This is a genomic window from Streptomyces sp. NPDC048623 (assembly GCF_040650755.1).
In the GTDB taxonomy this organism is placed as follows: Bacteria; Actinomycetota; Actinomycetes; order Streptomycetales; family Streptomycetaceae; genus Streptomyces.
Genome location: NZ_JBEZHV010000043.1, coordinates 1 through 15,492, shown reverse-complemented (window position 1 = coordinate 15,492; position 15,492 = coordinate 1). Strand labels below are relative to the sequence as shown.

Here is a 15,492-nt window from a genome sequence, read left to right as displayed (position 1 = left end):
AGTGAGAGGCGACCCATCATGCTCCGACCCTCCCCGGCTCCCGCGCCGGCCCTCCGCAGTGTCCTCGCCGCCCTCGGCTCGCCCACCGCGGTCCGCGAGCCGCGCACCCCGGCACTGCGTGCCGCCCAGGGACCGCTGCGCCCCGAACTGCCCCTGCCCGTCCACGTGCTCGGCCGGCCCGCCGCCGGTGCCGTCGGCGCGGCTGTCGCGGCCGGGCAGCGGCCCCCGCGCACCCGCCTCGCCGGCTGGCGCTTCCTGGTCAGGAACGGGGACCGGGCGATCGCCGCCGCCGACACGATGCTCACGCCGGACGGCTGGTCCTTCTCCCACTTCTTCGAGGGTCCCTATGTCACGGCCACCGAACGGGCCCTGGTCCAGGCCGAGTCGCTGGCCGTCCCGTACCAGCCGCGGCTGCTGTCCGTACCGGAGCTGTACATGCTGACGCTGTGGCTCCACACCGACACCGAGGCGGACGGCGCGAGCACCGAGCCCGGTCCGGACGACCTCCTCGTGCCGCTCGCCCCGGCGCCGCCCGGGATCGCCGCGAACCACTCCTACCGGGTGGCCGATCTGCTGCCCGTGATCGGACTGCGGCTCGCACCGCCGCCGCTGCTCGGCTCCGCGGCCGGCGCCTGACCCGGCCCGATCGGACTAGCCCGCTGGGACCACGCCGAACCCCCCGAAGTGACGGGGCGGTTGACCTGAACCGCCCCTGCGGGTGATGCGTCTTCACAGCAGAGGACGAGCTGACCGGAAATCCCTGCGGAACGGCTTCCGTGGGGCAAGACTGGGGACCGGAACCGAACCGACCGGACGGGGGCGGCCATGACTCTGCAGAGCCGCAGGACATCCACCACGACGCAGCGAAAGAATCCATCCATGTGCCAGCACCAGCCTGCCTGTCCCACCGCCGACTCCGCCGACCGGGAGGCCGCCCGTCCTGTGGCGATCCACCCGGAACAGGGCTGGAGCCTGCTGTGCAACGGGGTCCTGCTCTTCGAGGACACCGGTGAGCTGCTGCCGGACGGGCAGGTCATCGCCCCGCACCGCCCGCTGTCGGCGGCGAACGTGACGACGGCGGCCTGACGGAGCCGGGAACACACTGAGCAGGAGCAGTACGAGGGAAAGCCCGAGGGCCGGCCCGGAGAGATCCTCTCCGCACCGGCCCTCTTGTCGTACTCAGGCCTTCCGCTCGTACTCAGGCCCTCTGCTCGTACTCCGGTTTCCGCCGGTACTCCGGCCTTCCGCCCGTACGCAGGCCTTCGGCGCTCAGCCCTCGTAGTCCTCGAGGGGCGGGCAGGAGCAGACCAGGTTGCGGTCGCCGTAGGCGCCGTCGATCCGGCGGACCGGCGGCCAGTACTTGTCCGCGGCCGAGACGCCGGCCGGGAACACGGCCTCCTCGCGGCTGTACGCGTGGTTCCACTCGCCGCCCAGCGCCGCCGCGGTGTGCGGGGCGTTGTGCAGCGGGTTGTCCTCGGCCGGCCACGCGCCGGAGCCGACCTTCTCGATCTCCGCGCGGATCGCGATCATCGTGTCGCAGAAGCGGTCGAGCTCGGCCAGGTCCTCGGACTCGGTGGGCTCGATCATCAGCGTGCCGGCGACCGGGAACGACATGGTCGGCGCGTGGAAGCCGTAGTCGATCAGGCGCTTGGCGATGTCGTCGACGGTGACGCCGGTCGCCTTGGACAGCGGACGCAGGTCGACGATGCACTCGTGGGCGACCAGACCGGCCGGGCCGGTGTAGAGCACCGGGTAGTGCGGCTCCAGGCGCTTGGCGATGTAGTTCGCCGCGAGGACGGCGACCTGGGTGGCGTGCTTGAGGCCCTCGCCGCCCATCAGGCGCACGTACGACCACGAGATCGGCAGGACGCCGGCCGAGCCCCACGGGGCGGCCGAGATCGGGCCGACGCCGGTCTCCGGGCCCGCGGCGGGCTGCAGCGGGTGGTTCGGCAGGTACGGGGCGAGGTGCGCGCGCACACCGACCGGGCCGACGCCCGGGCCGCCGCCGCCGTGCGGGATGGCGAAGGTCTTGTGCAGGTTGAGGTGCGAGACGTCGCCGCCGAAGTGGCCCGGCTTGGCGAGGCCGACCAGGGCGTTGAGGTTGGCGCCGTCGACGTACACCTGACCGCCGGCCTCGTGGACCTCGGCGCAGATGTCGGCGACGTGCTCCTCGAACACACCGTGCGTGGACGGGTAGGTGATCATCAGCACGGCGAGCTCGTCGCGGTACTGCTCGATCTTGGCGCGCAGGTCCTCGACGTCGACCTCGCCGTCCTCGGCGGTCTTGACGACGACGATCTTCATGCCGGCCATCGCGGCGCTGGCGGCGTTGGTGCCGTGCGCGGAGGACGGGATGAGGCAGACGGTGCGCTGGGCGTCGCCGTTGGCGCGGTGGTACGCGCGGACGGCGAGCAGACCGGCCAGCTCGCCCTGGGAGCCGGCGTTCGGCTGGATCGACACCTTGTCGTAGCCGGTGACCTCGGCGAGGCGCTCCTCGAGCTCGGTGATGAGCGTGAGGTAGCCCTGCGCCTGCTCGACCGGGGCGAAGGGGTGGATCTGGCCGAACTCGGGCCAGGTCACCGCCTCCATCTCGGTGGCCGCGTTCAGCTTCATGGTGCAGGAGCCGAGCGGGATCATGCCGCGGTCGAGGGCGTAGTCGCGGTCGGCCAGCTTGCGCAGGTAGCGCATCATCGCGGTCTCGGAGCGGTGCGCGTGGAAGACCGGGTGGGTCAGGTACGCGTCGGTGCGCAGCGCGTCGACGGGCAGCGCGTCCTCGGTGCTCGCGTCGAGGGCTGTGATGTCGGCGAGGTCGACGTTGACACCGAAGGCGGCCCAGACGGCGGCCAGGTCGGCGCGGGTGGTGGTCTCGTCGCAGGACACGGACACGTGGTCGGCGTCGGCGAGGTGGAGGTTCACACCGGCCTCGCGGGCGGCGGTGACGACGGTGTCGGCGCGGCCCGGGACACGGGCGGTGAGGGTGTCGAAGAAGGCGCCCTGGGTGAGCTCGACGCCCCCGGCGCGCAGACCGGCGGCGAGGATCGCGGCGTAGCGGTGGGTCCGCTGCGCGATGCCCTTGAGGCCGTCGGGGCCGTGGTAGACGGCGTACATGCCGGCCATGACGGCGAGCAGGACCTGCGCCGTACAGATGTTGCTGGTGGCCTTCTCGCGGCGGATGTGCTGCTCGCGGGTCTGCAGGGTCAGGCGGTAGGCCTTGTTGCCGTCGGCGTCGACGGAGACACCGACCAGACGGCCGGGCATCGAGCGGACGTGCTTGTCCTGGACCGACATGTAGCCGGCGTGCGGGCCGCCGAAGCCGAGCGGGACACCGAAGCGCTGGGTGGTGCCGACGGCGATGTCGGCGCCGAGCGAACCCGGGGAGGCGAGCAGGGTGAGGGCGAGCAGGTCGGCGGCGACGGTGACGATCGCGCCGAGCTCGTGGGCCTGGTCGATGACCGGCTTGATGTCACGGATGGCACCGGAGGCGCCCGGGTACTGGAGCAGCACACCGAAGACACCGCGCTCGGCGATCTCGGCCGGGATGCCGGCGGACAGGTCGGCGACGACGACCTCGACGCCGGTGGGCTCGGCGCGGGTCTGGATGACGGCGACGGTCTGCGGCAGGGCGTCGGCGTCGACCAGGAACACACCGTTCTTGACCTTGCCGATACGGCGGGACAGCGCCATCGCCTCGGCGGCGGCGGTGGCCTCGTCGAGCAGCGAGGAGCCGGCGGTGGGCAGACCGGTGAGGTCGGCGACCATGGTCTGGAAGTTGAGCAGCGCCTCCAGGCGGCCCTGCGAGATCTCCGGCTGGTACGGCGTGTAGGCCGTGTACCAGGCCGGGTTCTCCATGACGTTGCGCAGGATCACCGACGGGGTGAACGTGCCGTAGTAGCCGAGGCCGATCATCGGCGTGAGGACCTGGTTGCGGTCGGCGAGGGCGCGCAGCTCGGCGAGCACCTCGGCCTCGGTGCGGGCGGCCGGCAGGGCCAGCGCCTCGGCGTTCTTGATGACGTCCGGCACGGCGGCGGCCGTGAGCTCGTCGAGGGAGCCGTAACCGACCTGGGCGAGCATCTTGGCCCGCGCCTCGGCGTCGGGCCCGATGTGCCGCTGCTCGAAGGGGATGCCCTGCTCGAGCTCGGAGAGCGGGATGCGGTTGGCGGTCATGTACGGGGGCCTCCTGGTCGTCACGACCTGCGAGGGGCACCGCGGCGCGGGTGCCCGGACGGCCTCCCCCTCTGTCATCTCGACCTGAGAGCTTCACCGGCCGTGCCTCGCGGCGGGCCGGCTTTCACCGTCGGTGAGGGCGGGAGACGTGGACGCCCGCCCTGCTTTCCAGAGTGACCTCGTCCGCGCGGTACGGGTGCCTGAGAGATTCCGGGGAGGATTTGCTCCTTCGGCGCCTCCGAAAGCTTTCCTCGGAGGACTCTCCCGCGCGGGGTAAACAGCCACAGCCAGCCTACCAGCGCCGTTCCTTCTCCCATCGCTCAAGTGGCCGACATCCCAGATGTGCCCTTTCGTAGTGCTTGAAGAGCAGTTGCGACCAGTTGGAGGGACCGTGCAGACCGACATCGATCCGCGCAGCCTGATCGGCCGCAAGGCGTTCGACCGGAACGGACACAAGATCGGCACCGTGGACGAGGTGTACCTGGACGACGCGACGGGCGTCCCCGAATGGGCCGCCGTCCGCACCGGACTGTTCAGCCGGGACGCGTTCGTCCCCCTGGAGCCCAGCGAGCTGACGGGCGACGGCCTCCACATCCCGTACGAGCGCGCGCTCATCAAGGACGCCCCGGACTTCGGCGTCGGCCGGCATCTCTCGCCGGAGCAGGAACTCCAGCTCTACCGCCACTACAGTCTCGCCCTGCCCCCGCCGCCCCAGGACTCCGGCCCCCGCGACTTCGGCCGTCTGGCGGGCCAGGAGGAGGCCTGACGGCCCCACCCGGGCGCCAGGCCGCGTCCGGCCTAGGCGGCCGCTCCGGTGGCACCGCCCGGGACCAGGGGCAGCGGATCGGACGGTGTCAGGTCGGGGTCGTCGACGGAGAAGGTGCGGACCCGGCCCGGCTCGGAGCCGGGTTCCTCGAAGCGCACGGTGACCCGGCCGAGGCCGCTGCCCTGCACCCATCCGGCGCCGTGCACCGCGTGCCGTACGTCGTGCCCGGGCGCCCAGCGCCGCTCGGCGGTCTCCGTGGCGGTCGGCGGCGCGGCCTGAGGCACGGCGGCCGCGGGCTCCGCGGGCCCCGGGGACTGCCTGGGCTCCCCGCCCTCGTCCCGTACGGGCTCAGCGTCCGCCTCGGCAGCCTGCGCCTCGGCCTGCGCGAACAGGTCCTCCTGCGTGAAGTCGGCGAGACCGCTCACGCCCACACCGAGCAGCCGCACCCCGCCCGTGGTGTCCACCAGGTCGAGCAGCCGCCCGGCCGCCTCGCGCACCACCACAGGGTCGTCCGTCGGGCCGCGCAGCGTCTCGGAGCGGGTCAGCGTCGAGAAGTCGTACCGCCGGACCTTGAGGACGATGGTCCGCCCGGAGTGCCCGGAGCCGCGCAGCCGCGCCACACAGCGCTCCGCGAGCCGCTCCACCTCCAGGCGGATCCGCAGCCGGTCGTGCAGGTCCACGTCGAAGGTGTCCTCCACCGAGACCGACTTGGTGTCCCGCTCCGCCACCACCGGCCGGTCGTCACGCCCGAGCGCCATCCGGTGGAGCCCGGCTCCGTGCGCCCGTCCCAGGAGCCGTACGAGCTCGTCCTCGCCCGCCTCCACCACGTCCGTGACCGTCGTGATCCCGGCCCGCCGCAGATGCTCTCCGGTGGCCGGCCCGACCCCCGGGATGATCCGCACCGAGCGCGGACCGATCAGCTCCCGCTCCGTCCCCGGCTCTATCAGCAGCAGCCCGTCCGGCTTGGCCTCCTCGGAGGCGATCTTCGCGAGCATCTTGGAACCGGCCAGGCCCACCGACCCGGTGAGCCCGGTGGCGGCGAGGATGTCGCGCCGCAGCCGCTCCCCCACCGCCCGCGCGCCCGCGCTGTCCTCCGCCAGGCCGCCCGCCTCCAGGTCGACGAAGGCCTCGTCCAGGCTCAGCGGCTCGACCAGCGGGGAGAGGCGCCCCAGGAGCTCCATGACCTGCCCGCTGATCGCCCGGTAGAAGGAGAACCGCGGCACCAGGTACGCCGCGTTCGGCGCGAGCCGGCGGGCCTGCCCCATGGGCATGGCGGAGTGCACGCCGAACCGCCGTGCCTCGTACGAGGCGGTGGCGACCACCCCGCGCGGTCCGAGCCCGCCCACCACCACGGGTTTTCCGCGCAGGCTCGGCTTCGACGCCTGCTCGGCGGCGGCGAAGAAGGCATCCATGTCGAGATGCAGGATCGTGGGCGCGGCTCTCACGGTTCCGATGCTGCACCACACCACTGACAATCGGCCCGCACGCGCGTGCGGGCCGTGTCACCGGACGGTGCCGGGAGAGGGGTACGGGGGTTCAGACGGGGGGTTCAGACGGCCCGGTCCCGGCGCCGCCGGGCCAGCTCGTCCGCCGGGTTGTGGCCGATCAGGGTCTCCCCGGTGTCGACCCGCTCGCCGTGCAGCTGCGAGAGCGCCGCCTCGACGTCGCGCCAGACCACGCCCACCGCGATGCCGAAGACGCCCTGCCCGCCCTGGAGCAGCGAGACGACCTCGTCGGGCGACGAGCACTCGTAGACGGTCGCGCCGTCGCTCATCAGCGTCATGCGTTCGAGGTCGCGGAAGCCGCTGGCCCGCAGGTGCTGCACCGCCGCGCGGATGTTCTGCAGCGCGACCCCGGTGTCCAGGAAGCGCTTGACGATCTTGAGGACGACGACGTCCCGGAAGCTGTAGAGGCGCTGGGTGCCGGAGCCGTACGCGGGCCGCACGCTCGGCTCGACGAGACCGGTGCGGGCCCAGTAGTCGAGCTGCCGGTAGGTGATGCCGGCCGCCGCGCAGGCCGTGGGGCCGCGATAGCCGATGGTCTCCGCGTCCGGGGCCGCCGGGCCCGCGCTCACGTCCGTCGTACCGAGGCCGCCCACACTGCCGTGAAGCGGATACGGGCCCTTCTCCCCGGGGGCACGCCCCAGGAAGCCCCCTGCCGTACCGTCGCCGCTGTTCATCACGCCGACCCTCCGTCCTTGACCTGCCCACACGAAGGTAGGCAGTCGCTCGGGGTGCGTCAACGATCGCCACACTCGGCACGCCGAGTGATAATCACCCGAAGAGTGGTTTCCCGTGCCCCTCCTCGGGGAAGGGCTACTCGAATGCGCCGGGGCCGCCCGGTGACGGCGGCCCACTGACACGTCGCTCGGCACGTCGCCCGAACGGACGACGTCCGGCTACTGGTTGCTGCTCCCGAAGTCCTCCGGGGAGATCTGGTCGAGGAACTCGCGGAACTTCTCCACCTCGTCCTCCTGCTCGTCCGGGATCGCGATCCCCGCATCGTCGAGCACCCCGTCACTGCCGTAGATCGGCGTGCCGGTGCGCAGCGCCAGCGCTATCGCGTCGGACGGGCGGGCACTCACCTCGACACCGCTGGCGAAGACCAGCTCGGCGTAGAACACGCCGTCGCGCAGATCCGTGATGCGGACCTCGGTGAGCTCCTGGCCCACGGCCTCCAGGACGTCCTTGAAGAGGTCGTGCGTCAACGGCCTGGCCGGAGCCATGCCCTGCTGGGCGAAGGCGATCGCGGTCGCCTCGCCCGGACCGATCCAGATCGGGAGGTACCGGTCGCCCCCCACTTCGCGCAGGAGAACGATCGGCTGGTTGGAGGGCATTTCCACCCGGACACCCACAACGTCGAGCTCGTTCACACAGCAACCCTAGGACGTGCCCGACCGGTTTGGGTAGTCGGGCCGTCCGAAGGCAGCCGCAAGATCACTGCAGCCGCAGCCCGAGCGCGGTCTGGACCAGTGCCGCGTGCAGCCGTACGGACAGTCCCGCGAGCTCCCTCGCGGTGGCCTCGGCATGGGCCCTGGTCTGCGGATTACGGTGCCGGCGCAGGGGCGCCACGACCTGCTCGACGAGCCCGGCCTCCCGGTCGGCGGCGGCCTTGACGGCCCGCAGGTGCCGGGGTTCGAGACCGAATCTCCCCAGATCCGCCACGAGCTTGGCCACGGTGACGGTCTCGGCGTCGTAGCCGCCGCCCTCCGCCTGGGCGATCAGCCCGTACGACTCCCATTCGGCCAGCTCGGCCTCGGTCACCTCGGCGGCGGCGAGCAGCTCGGCCCGGCCGACCCGGGCGGCCGTGGGCCGGTCGCCGTCCGTCTCCCACGCCCCGTCGAGCAGGTCGCGGCGGCCGCCGGACGGCGCCGGCAGCGCGACCTCCTCGCCACGGGCGAGGGCGTCCAGATGCTCGCGGATGACCTTGAGCGGGAGGTAGTGGTCCCGCTGCATCCGCAGGATCTGGGCGAGCCGCTCCACGTCCTCCGGGCTGAACTTCCGGTACCCGGAGGCCGTCCGCCGGGGCTCGACGAGCCCCTCGGCCTCCAGGAACCGGATCTTGGAGATGGTCACTTCGGGAAACTCGTCACGCAGCTGGCCCAGCACCGTGCCGATGCTGACCAGCCGCTCCCCCGCGGTGGCGGTGCCGAGTCCGGCACCGCCCGTCGGTGTTCGCAGCATGGACCTTCCCTGAAGGTGCTCCGGAGCGTCACACGCCCCGCTGGCTCGCGAAGAACACGAGCCGGTACTTGCCGATCTGCACCTCGTCACCGTTGGTGAGCACGACCGAGTCGATCGGCTCCCGGTTGACATAGGTGCCGTTGAGGCTGCCGACGTCCGCCACCGTGAAGGTACCGTCCGGCTGGCGCCGGAACTCCACATGACGACGCGACACGGTCACGTCGTCCAGGAAGATGTCGCTCTGCGGGTGACGGCCGGCCGTGGTCAGCTCGCCGTCGAGCAGGAAGCGGCTGCCCGAGTTGGGGCCGCGGCGCACGATAAGCAGCGCCGAACCCGGAGGCAGGGCCTCGACCGCCGCCAGGGCCTCCTGCGAGAGCGCCGGGATCTGGCCGGTGACCTCCGCGTCGTACGCCTCGATCCCCGAGATGGAGATGGTCGAGGTCGTCTCGGAAGCCCGCTCCGGCGCCACCCCGCCGCGCAGCGGCGCGCCGCAGTGGGAGCAGAAACGGCTGTCCGCCGTGTTGCGGTGACCGCACCTCGTACACACCGGCATGGACGCGTCCTCCTGCCGCGGCTGCCCCGCGGAGGTCTGGGTCGCGTACGGGTCGGGGACGAACCCTCCACCCGTACTTGAGGTTGATGGTTCTCCGAAACCTATGCGTGCGGCACCGGCAGGGTCAACAGAAGACGCGCCCTGTGTGCCCGGAATGTCGCCACCCTGCGCACCGACCTCGTCACGGAAGAGCGGGCGCTCGGCGCCCTGTTCCTCTTCCTGGCCGTGCCGCGGCGCGCGATGCCTGGCGTTGCCGCCGTCCTCGCGTCCGCTCTTGCCGAACAACTTCGCAAACAACTTCACGGGCGATTCCCCTTGACCGAAACAGACCCGCCCGTGGGGCAGGACGAACCCTGACTGAACACACCTGCCGACCCGGACATCTTCACAACGTCCAAGGCCACTCGACAGTTTCCACCACGCACCACCCATGTGGTGCGGCGACCCCCCGCAAGGTCATGCCCTTGCCGCGCGACCGTCATCGACCCCCGCCTCACTGCGAGGACGACTGAGCGTAGTCAGGCCGCTTCGCAGGTCGCAAGGCGTCGACGACGATCTTCCCGGAACGCTCCACCGTGGCCGTGGCCTGCTCCTTCTCCAGTGTCTGAACGATTCCGCCGGGGATGTTGAGCGCGGGCTCGAGATCCTCCGGCTTGCCGATGACCTTGAAGACGTACGGAGCGGCCACCTGCGTTCCATCGATCTTCATGTCGCGTCCGCTGCCCGAGAAGTAGCTGTCCGCCACCACCCGCACATCGTTGACCTGGATCGCCTCCGCGCCCGCGGCCCGCAGTTCCTGGATCGCGTCGAGCAGCATGTCCGACTCGACGGCGCCGGTCGGGTCCGTGATCGTCAGCGTGATCCCGGGGCCCTCGGCGGCCACCGTGCCGGCCAGGATGCCGAGCTGCCGCTCCTTCTCCTGCGTCTGCTTACGGGCCTCCTCGGCCTGGTCGGAGCTGGACTCCAGCTCCGACTGCTGCTTCTCCAGGCGGGCCTTCTCGTCCTCCAGGCGCTGGGTGCGGTCGTCGAGTTCGTCGAGGATCCGCACCAGGTCCTCCTGGCGGGCGCCGCGCAGCGCGCTGTTGTCGCTGGTCGACCGGACCTGGATGGCGAGGCCGAGGCCGAGCACGAACAGCAGCAGGGCGACGACGAGTTGGGCCCGCGACACCCGTGGCGGCCACAGACTCGCCGCCAGTCGCTGCCGCCCGGACACCGACGGCTCGGCCGGGGGCTCGGCCGGCGGCTCGGGGGCGGGCCGGGGCGGCTCCGGTGCGGCCGCCGCCGGGGGCTGGGGCCCCTGCGGCGGCGAAGGCTGCTGAGGGCCCTGCGGCTGAGGAGGCCGAGGGGGCTGCTGGGGCTTCGCCTCCGGGGACGGCTTCGGCTCGGAGGCCGGTGCCGACTTCGGCGCCTGCTCCGGCCCCGGCCCCGGCTCCTGCGGCGTACCCTCGCCCGGCTCCCGGGCGGCGCCCTCGTCCGGCGTCCTGTCGTTCTCGCTCATCGGCCTCACGCCCGGAACACATGCCGCCGGATGGCGGCGGCGTTGGAGAAGATCCGGATGCCGAGGACGACGACCACACCGGTCGACAACTGCGCGCCCACGCCCAGCTTGTCGCCGAGGAAGACGATCAGCGCGGCCACGACCACGTTCGACAGGAACGACACCACGAAGACCTTGTCGACGAAGATCCCGTCGAGCATGGCCCGCAGGCCGCCGAAGACCGCGTCCAGAGCGGCGACCACGGCGATCGGAAGATAGGGCTCGACCACCGCCGGAACCTCGGGCCGGACCAACAGTCCGACCACGACTCCCACGATCAGGCCCAGTACGGCGATCAAGATGTGCCCTTCCCTGTCTCGGCCGTGGCCCGCCCGGTCGCGTTCGCGGTCCCGGCTCCCCTCGGCTCTGCTGTACGTACGATCAGGCTCGGCGCGGCCGGCAGACGTACGTCGCCCTCGGCCGAGATGCTCGTACGGATCCCGAAGTTCTCCTGCAGCGCATGCAGGTACTGCCCGTCGGCGCTGTCCTGGAACGCGGTGCTCAGCCGCTGTCCGTCACCGATGGCGAGCACGGTGTACGGCGGCACGAGCGGCTTGTTGTCGACCAGTATCGCGTCGCCCGCCGCCCGGATCGCGGACAGGGCCGTCAGCCGCTGCCCGTTGATCGCGACCGCCTCGGCGCCCGACTCCCACAGTCCGTTCACGACCCGCTGCATGTCCCGGTCGCGCACCCGCCCGGTGTCCGAGAAGCCGCTGCTCTCGCGCGGCCCGCCGCCACCGGTGTCCGTGCCCTTGGCATCGTCCACGACCAGTTTCACACCCGGCCCGTGCACCGGGGTCGCCCCCGAGAGCAGCGCCACCAGCTCGGCCTGGTCCCCGCCGTGCTGCTCCAGGGCCTTCCGCTGCCGCTCGCCCACCTCGGCGCGGATCCGTTCGACGTCCTGTGCCAGCTTGTCGGCCGTCGAGGTCTCCGACTCGATCCGGTCGATCAGGTCCTGCCGCTCCTTGGCGACGACCGGCGCGGACACCCGCGCCTCCGCCGCCCCGAGGGTCACCACGGCCGCCGCGAGCACCAGACCCGCCGCGAGACCGAGCTTCGCCCGGATCGTACGGGGCAGGCCGCCGCCCTCCTCGGCGCGCCGGGCCGTCGCCTCCGCGTAACCGTCGTCGAGCGCGTGATCGATCACGTTGTTCAGCAGCGACATGGACGCGTCCGGACGCGGAGGTGGCGTTCCTGTGCTCCGAACGGGGGGCTGCTGCGACATGCCGCACATCGTCGCACGTCGAACGGCATACCGCCGAATGGCCCCACCGGAGACCCGGGAGGTACCGGTCGGTACCTCCCGGGTCGCCCGCCTCAGCGGCCCACCGCTCCCCTAGTGACCTGCGCTGTCGACCACGGCCGACCACTCGTCCAGCAGCGCCTGCGCCGAGGTGTCGTCGGGCCCCTCCGCCCACAGATGGGTGACGGCCTCCGCCGGGTCGGGCAGCACCATCACCCAGCGCCCGTCGGCCTCCACCACCCGCACACCGTCGGTGGTGTCCACGGACCGGTCACCGGCCGCCTCCACCACCCGGCGCATCACCAGACCCTTGACCGCCCACGGTGTGGCGATGTCCCTCCGCAGCACATGCGCCCGCGGGATCCGCGCGTCGATCTGGCTCAGCGTGAGCTGGGTCCGCGCCACCAGACCGATCAGGCGTACGAACGCCGCCGCGCCGTCGAAGACGCTGCTGAACTCCGGCACGATGAAGCCGCCGCGCCCGTCACCGCCGAAGATCGTCGACTCCTCACGGCCGACCCTGGTGAGGTCGTCCGGCGAGGTCGTCGTCCACTCCACCTGGGTGCCGTGGTACGCGGCGACCTGCTCGGCGATCCGCGTGGTCGTCACCGGCAGTGCCACCCGGCCCGACCTGCGCTCGGCGGCCACCAGGTCGAGCATGACGAGCAGCGCCCGGTCGTCCTCGATGATCCGGCCCCGCTCGTCGACGAGCGAGAGCCGCTCGCCGACCGGGTCGAACCGCACACCGAAGGCGGCCCGCGCCGACGCCACGATCTCCCCGAGCCGTACGAGCCCGGCCCGCCGGGTCTCCACCGACTCCGTCGGCCGCGCCTCGTCGAGTCCGGGGTTGATCGTCAGCGAATCGACCTGGAGCCGGCCGAGCAGGCTGGGCAGAACAAGCCCGGCACTGCCGTTGGAGGCGTCCACGACCACCTTGAGACCCGCCTCGGCAATGCCCGAGGTGTCCACGTTCCGCAGCAGCGAGCCGGTGTACGAGTCGAAGACGCTGGCCGGGAAGGACAGGTCGCCGATCTCGCCCGGGAACGCCCGCCGGTACTCCTGACGTGCGAAGACCCGGTCCAGCTTGCGCTGCCCGGCCTGCGACAGGTCCGCGCCCCGCTCGTCGAAGAACATGATGTCGACCGAGTCCGGCACACCCGGCGAGGTGCGCACCATGATCCCGCCGGCCGACCCCCGCGCCGTCTGCTGCCGCGCCACCGGCAGCGGTACGTTCTCCAGGTCCCGTACGTCGATGGCGGCGGCCTGCAGCGCCGAGATCACCGCCCGTTTCAGCGCCCGCGCGCCCCGGGAGTGGTCACGCGCCGTGGTCACGGTCGCGCCCTTCTTCAGGGTGGTCGCGTACGCGCCGGCCAGCCGCACGGTCAGCTCGGGGGTGATCTCCACGTTGATGATGCCGGAGACGCCACGGGCGCCGAAGAGGTGCGCCTGGCCGCGGGACTCCCAGATCACGGAGGTGTTGACGAAGGCGCCGGCCTCGATCGTCTTGAACGGGTAGACCCGCACATTGCCCTGCACGATCGATTCCTCGCCGATCAGGCACTCGTCCCCGATGACGGCCCCGTCCTCGATCCGGGCGGCCCGCATCACATCGGTGTTCTTGCCGACGACACAGCCGCGCAGATTGCTCTGCGGCCCGATGTAGACGTTGTCGTGGATGACGGCCTTGTGCAGGAAGGCGCCGGTCTTGACGACGACGTTGGAGCCGATGACGGTGTGCTCGCGGACCTCCGCGTCGGCCTCCACCTTGGCGTAGTCGCCGATGTAGAGCGGCCCGCGCAGCACGGCGTCGGGATGGACCTCGGCGCCTTCGGCGACCCAGACGCCCGGCGAGATCTCGAAGCCGTCGATCTCGACCTGGACCTTGCCCTCCAGGACGTCCGCCTGTGCCTTCACATAGCTCTCGTGGGTGCCCACGTCCTCCCAGTAGCCCTCGGCGACATAGCCGTAGATCGGCTTGCCCTCCTTCATGAGCTGCGGGAAGACATCACCCGACCAGTCGACGGGAACATCGGCCTCGACATAGTCGAAGACCTCGGGCTCCATGACGTAGATGCCCGTGTTCACCGTGTCCGAGAAGACCTGGCCCCAGGTCGGCTTCTCCAGGAATCGTTCGACCTGTCCTTCCTCGTCGACGATCGTGATGCCGAATTCCAGCGGATTGGGCACCCGGGTCAGACAGACCGTGACGAGGGCGCCCTTCTCCTTGTGGAAGCGGATCAGATCGGTGAGGTCGAAGTCGGTAAGCGCGTCCCCCGAGATGACGAGAAAGGCGTCGTCCTTCAGCGCCTCCTCCGCGTTCTTCACACTCCCCGCGGTGCCGAGCGGCTTCTCCTCGTTCGCGTACGTGAGCTCCATTCCGAGCTCTTCGCCGTCCCCGAAGTAGTTCCGGACGAGAGAGGCGAGAAACTGCACGGTGACGACGGTCTCGTTGAGACCGTGCCTCTTGAGCAGTCGCAGGACATGCTCCATGATCGGCCGGTTCACCACCGGCAGCAGAGGCTTGGGCATGCTCGAGGTCATGGGGCGAAGGCGTGTGCCTTCGCCACCGGCCATCACGACGGCCTTCATGTCGGAAGCGTCCTCCTTGAAGAGACGACGGTCCTGCCGACTTCACCTGTCCCACTCGATGGCCCTCGGGCGTCCTCACTCCGGCCGGCGTCGTTGCTCGGCACAGGACGGACGGGCTCAATCGGCCGCGGTATCCGCCTTCACGAGTCGACGGACCTGGACCACGTAGAGGATCCCTGCCCACCAATACAGAGTTGTACCCCATCCGGCGAAGGCCCACCCGAAAACTTCGGCGAGTGACGCGAGCCAGCTGTCTCCGTCACTGAGCAGCAGCAGCGGGAACGCGTACATCAAGTTGAAAGTGGCAGCTTTGCCGAGGAAGTTCACCTGCGGCGGCGGATAGCCGTGCCGGCGGAGGATGCCCACCATGACCAGGAGCATCGCCTCACGTGCCAAAAGGACGAGGGTGAGCCAGAGCGGCAGAATCTCCCGCCAGGTGAGACCCACCAGCGTGGAAAGGATGTACAGCCGGTCCGCGGCCGGATCGAGCAGCCGGCCGAGGCTGCTGATCTGATTCCACCGCCGGGCGAGCTTCCCGTCGAGATAGTCGCTGACACCGCTGAGCGCCAGGACGAGCAACGCCCAGCCGTCACTATTGGGTCCGCCGAACTCGGGACGGAGGATCAACCACAGGAACAGGGGCACGCCGGCAAGGCGAGCCATGCTGAGGATGTTGGGGATGGTGAGCACCCGGTTCGTCTGAACACGGGTCTCCTGGACCTCCACCCGGGGGCCTCCTGTGGCAACGAGCTGACAACGGCCCCCTGACCTTACCCTCAGCCACGAGGGCCGGCGGCACAGGGGTCGGTACAACGCAAAAATGCCTCAACCCCCAGAACAGGTCTGGGGGTTGAGGCTAAAAATTGTTCGGCGGTGTCCTACTCTCCCACAGGGTCCCCCCTGCAGTACCATCGGCGCTGAAAGGCTTAGCTTCCGGGTTCGGAATGTAACCGGGCG

At 71.0% G+C, this 15,492-nt stretch carries 14 protein-coding genes, 1 rRNA gene and 1 riboswitch; of the genes, 3 read left to right on the top strand and 12 right to left on the bottom strand.

The genetic code is table 11. The annotated features are described in order from the left end of the window. Positions 1–18: 18 nt before the first annotated feature. Both AB0C73_RS34905 and AB0C73_RS34900 read left to right on the top strand, forming a co-directional pair. Positions 19–636 (top strand): hypothetical protein, encoded by a 618-nt coding sequence (locus AB0C73_RS34905; RefSeq protein ID WP_362537774.1) that lies wholly within the window; start codon positions 19–21, stop codon positions 634–636. Positions 637–879: 243 nt separating this feature from the next. Further along, complete coding sequence (locus AB0C73_RS34900) at positions 880–1,086, top strand: DUF5999 family protein (protein WP_362537773.1); 207 nt, start codon at positions 880–882, stop codon at positions 1,084–1,086. A 183-nt stretch (positions 1,087–1,269) separates the two neighbouring features. Here AB0C73_RS34900 and gcvP read toward each other — a convergent pair whose 3' ends face one another. Beyond that, complete coding sequence (gene gcvP / locus AB0C73_RS34895; RefSeq protein ID WP_362537771.1) at positions 1,270–4,164, bottom strand: aminomethyl-transferring glycine dehydrogenase; 2,895 nt, start codon at positions 4,162–4,164, stop codon at positions 1,270–1,272. 178 nt (positions 4,165–4,342) lie between these two features. Continuing rightward, positions 4,343–4,441, bottom strand: a riboswitch (glycine riboswitch). Between the two features lie 114 nt (positions 4,442–4,555). Here gcvP and AB0C73_RS34890 point away from each other — a divergent pair. Continuing rightward, the gene (locus AB0C73_RS34890) at positions 4,556–4,930 is read left to right on the top strand and encodes a PRC-barrel domain-containing protein (RefSeq protein ID WP_362537769.1); all 375 of its coding nucleotides are present in this window, start codon (positions 4,556–4,558) and stop codon (positions 4,928–4,930) included. Between the two features lie 32 nt (positions 4,931–4,962). On the opposite strand, the gene AB0C73_RS34885 is transcribed toward AB0C73_RS34890, so the two are convergent. The 11 genes from AB0C73_RS34885 to rrf all read right to left on the bottom strand — a co-directional run. Beyond that, positions 4,963–6,375 (bottom strand): DNA polymerase IV, encoded by a 1,413-nt coding sequence (locus tag AB0C73_RS34885; RefSeq protein WP_362537767.1) that lies wholly within the window; start codon positions 6,373–6,375, stop codon positions 4,963–4,965. Between the two features lie 104 nt (positions 6,376–6,479). Next, on the bottom strand, positions 6,480–7,109 hold the full coding sequence (locus AB0C73_RS34880; RefSeq protein WP_362537765.1) for a MerR family transcriptional regulator: 630 nt from the start codon (positions 7,107–7,109) through the stop codon (positions 6,480–6,482). 219 nt (positions 7,110–7,328) lie between these two features. Then, positions 7,329–7,802 (bottom strand): bifunctional nuclease family protein, encoded by a 474-nt coding sequence (locus tag AB0C73_RS34875; RefSeq protein ID WP_362537763.1) that lies wholly within the window; start codon positions 7,800–7,802, stop codon positions 7,329–7,331. 64 nt (positions 7,803–7,866) lie between these two features. Next, on the bottom strand, positions 7,867–8,613 hold the full coding sequence (locus tag AB0C73_RS34870) for a MerR family transcriptional regulator (RefSeq protein ID WP_362537761.1): 747 nt from the start codon (positions 8,611–8,613) through the stop codon (positions 7,867–7,869). Positions 8,614–8,641: 28 nt separating this feature from the next. Then, positions 8,642–9,598, bottom strand: coding sequence for an FHA domain-containing protein (locus AB0C73_RS34865; protein ID WP_362537759.1), 957 nt, complete (start codon positions 9,596–9,598; stop codon positions 8,642–8,644). Between the two features lie 61 nt (positions 9,599–9,659). Continuing rightward, a complete protein-coding gene (locus AB0C73_RS34860) occupies positions 9,660–10,664 on the bottom strand; it encodes a DUF881 domain-containing protein (RefSeq protein ID WP_362537758.1) in 1,005 nt (334 codons plus the stop codon). A gap of 5 nt (positions 10,665–10,669) precedes the next feature. Continuing rightward, positions 10,670–11,002: a small basic family protein gene (locus AB0C73_RS34855; RefSeq protein ID WP_015032176.1), complete on the bottom strand. Its 333-nt coding sequence runs from the start codon at positions 11,000–11,002 to the stop codon at positions 10,670–10,672. Next, complete coding sequence (locus AB0C73_RS34850; protein ID WP_362537756.1) at positions 10,999–11,928, bottom strand: DUF881 domain-containing protein; 930 nt, start codon at positions 11,926–11,928, stop codon at positions 10,999–11,001. Before AB0C73_RS34850 ends, AB0C73_RS34855 begins: the two co-directional genes overlap by 4 nt. 111 nt (positions 11,929–12,039) lie before the next feature. Further along, positions 12,040–14,535 carry a mannose-1-phosphate guanyltransferase gene (locus tag AB0C73_RS34845; protein ID WP_362537754.1) on the bottom strand — a complete coding sequence of 832 codons (2,496 nt, stop codon included), beginning with the start codon at positions 14,533–14,535 and terminating at the stop codon, positions 12,040–12,042. Positions 14,536–14,652: 117 nt separating this feature from the next. Next, positions 14,653–15,261, bottom strand: coding sequence for a CDP-alcohol phosphatidyltransferase family protein (locus tag AB0C73_RS34840; RefSeq protein ID WP_362537752.1), 609 nt, complete (start codon positions 15,259–15,261; stop codon positions 14,653–14,655). Positions 15,262–15,400: 139 nt separating this feature from the next. After that, positions 15,401–15,492 (bottom strand): 5S ribosomal RNA (rrf, locus tag AB0C73_RS34835); the annotation flags it as partial.

What these genes read in the sequence shown, in the direction of transcription:
- AB0C73_RS34850 (WP_362537756.1), bottom strand. Translation starts at nt 11,928, where the DNA reads ATGTCGCAGCAGCCCCCCGTTCGGAGCACAGGAACGCCACCTCCGCGT.
- AB0C73_RS34845 (WP_362537754.1), bottom strand. Translation starts at nt 14,535, where the DNA reads ATGAAGGCCGTCGTGATGGCCGGTGGCGAAGGCACACGCCTTCGCCCC.
- gcvP (WP_362537771.1), bottom strand. Translation starts at nt 4,164, where the DNA reads ATGACCGCCAACCGCATCCCGCTCTCCGAGCTCGAGCAGGGCATCCCC.
- AB0C73_RS34905 (WP_362537774.1), top strand. Translation starts at nt 19, where the DNA reads ATGCTCCGACCCTCCCCGGCTCCCGCGCCGGCCCTCCGCAGTGTCCTC.
- AB0C73_RS34900 (WP_362537773.1), top strand. Translation starts at nt 880, where the DNA reads ATGTGCCAGCACCAGCCTGCCTGTCCCACCGCCGACTCCGCCGACCGG.
- AB0C73_RS34860 (WP_362537758.1), bottom strand. Translation starts at nt 10,664, where the DNA reads ATGAGCGAGAACGACAGGACGCCGGACGAGGGCGCCGCCCGGGAGCCG.
- AB0C73_RS34880 (WP_362537765.1), bottom strand. Translation starts at nt 7,109, where the DNA reads ATGAACAGCGGCGACGGTACGGCAGGGGGCTTCCTGGGGCGTGCCCCC.
- AB0C73_RS34870 (WP_362537761.1), bottom strand. Translation starts at nt 8,613, where the DNA reads ATGCTGCGAACACCGACGGGCGGTGCCGGACTCGGCACCGCCACCGCG.
- AB0C73_RS34865 (WP_362537759.1), bottom strand. Translation starts at nt 9,598, where the DNA reads ATGGGTGGTGCGTGGTGGAAACTGTCGAGTGGCCTTGGACGTTGTGAA.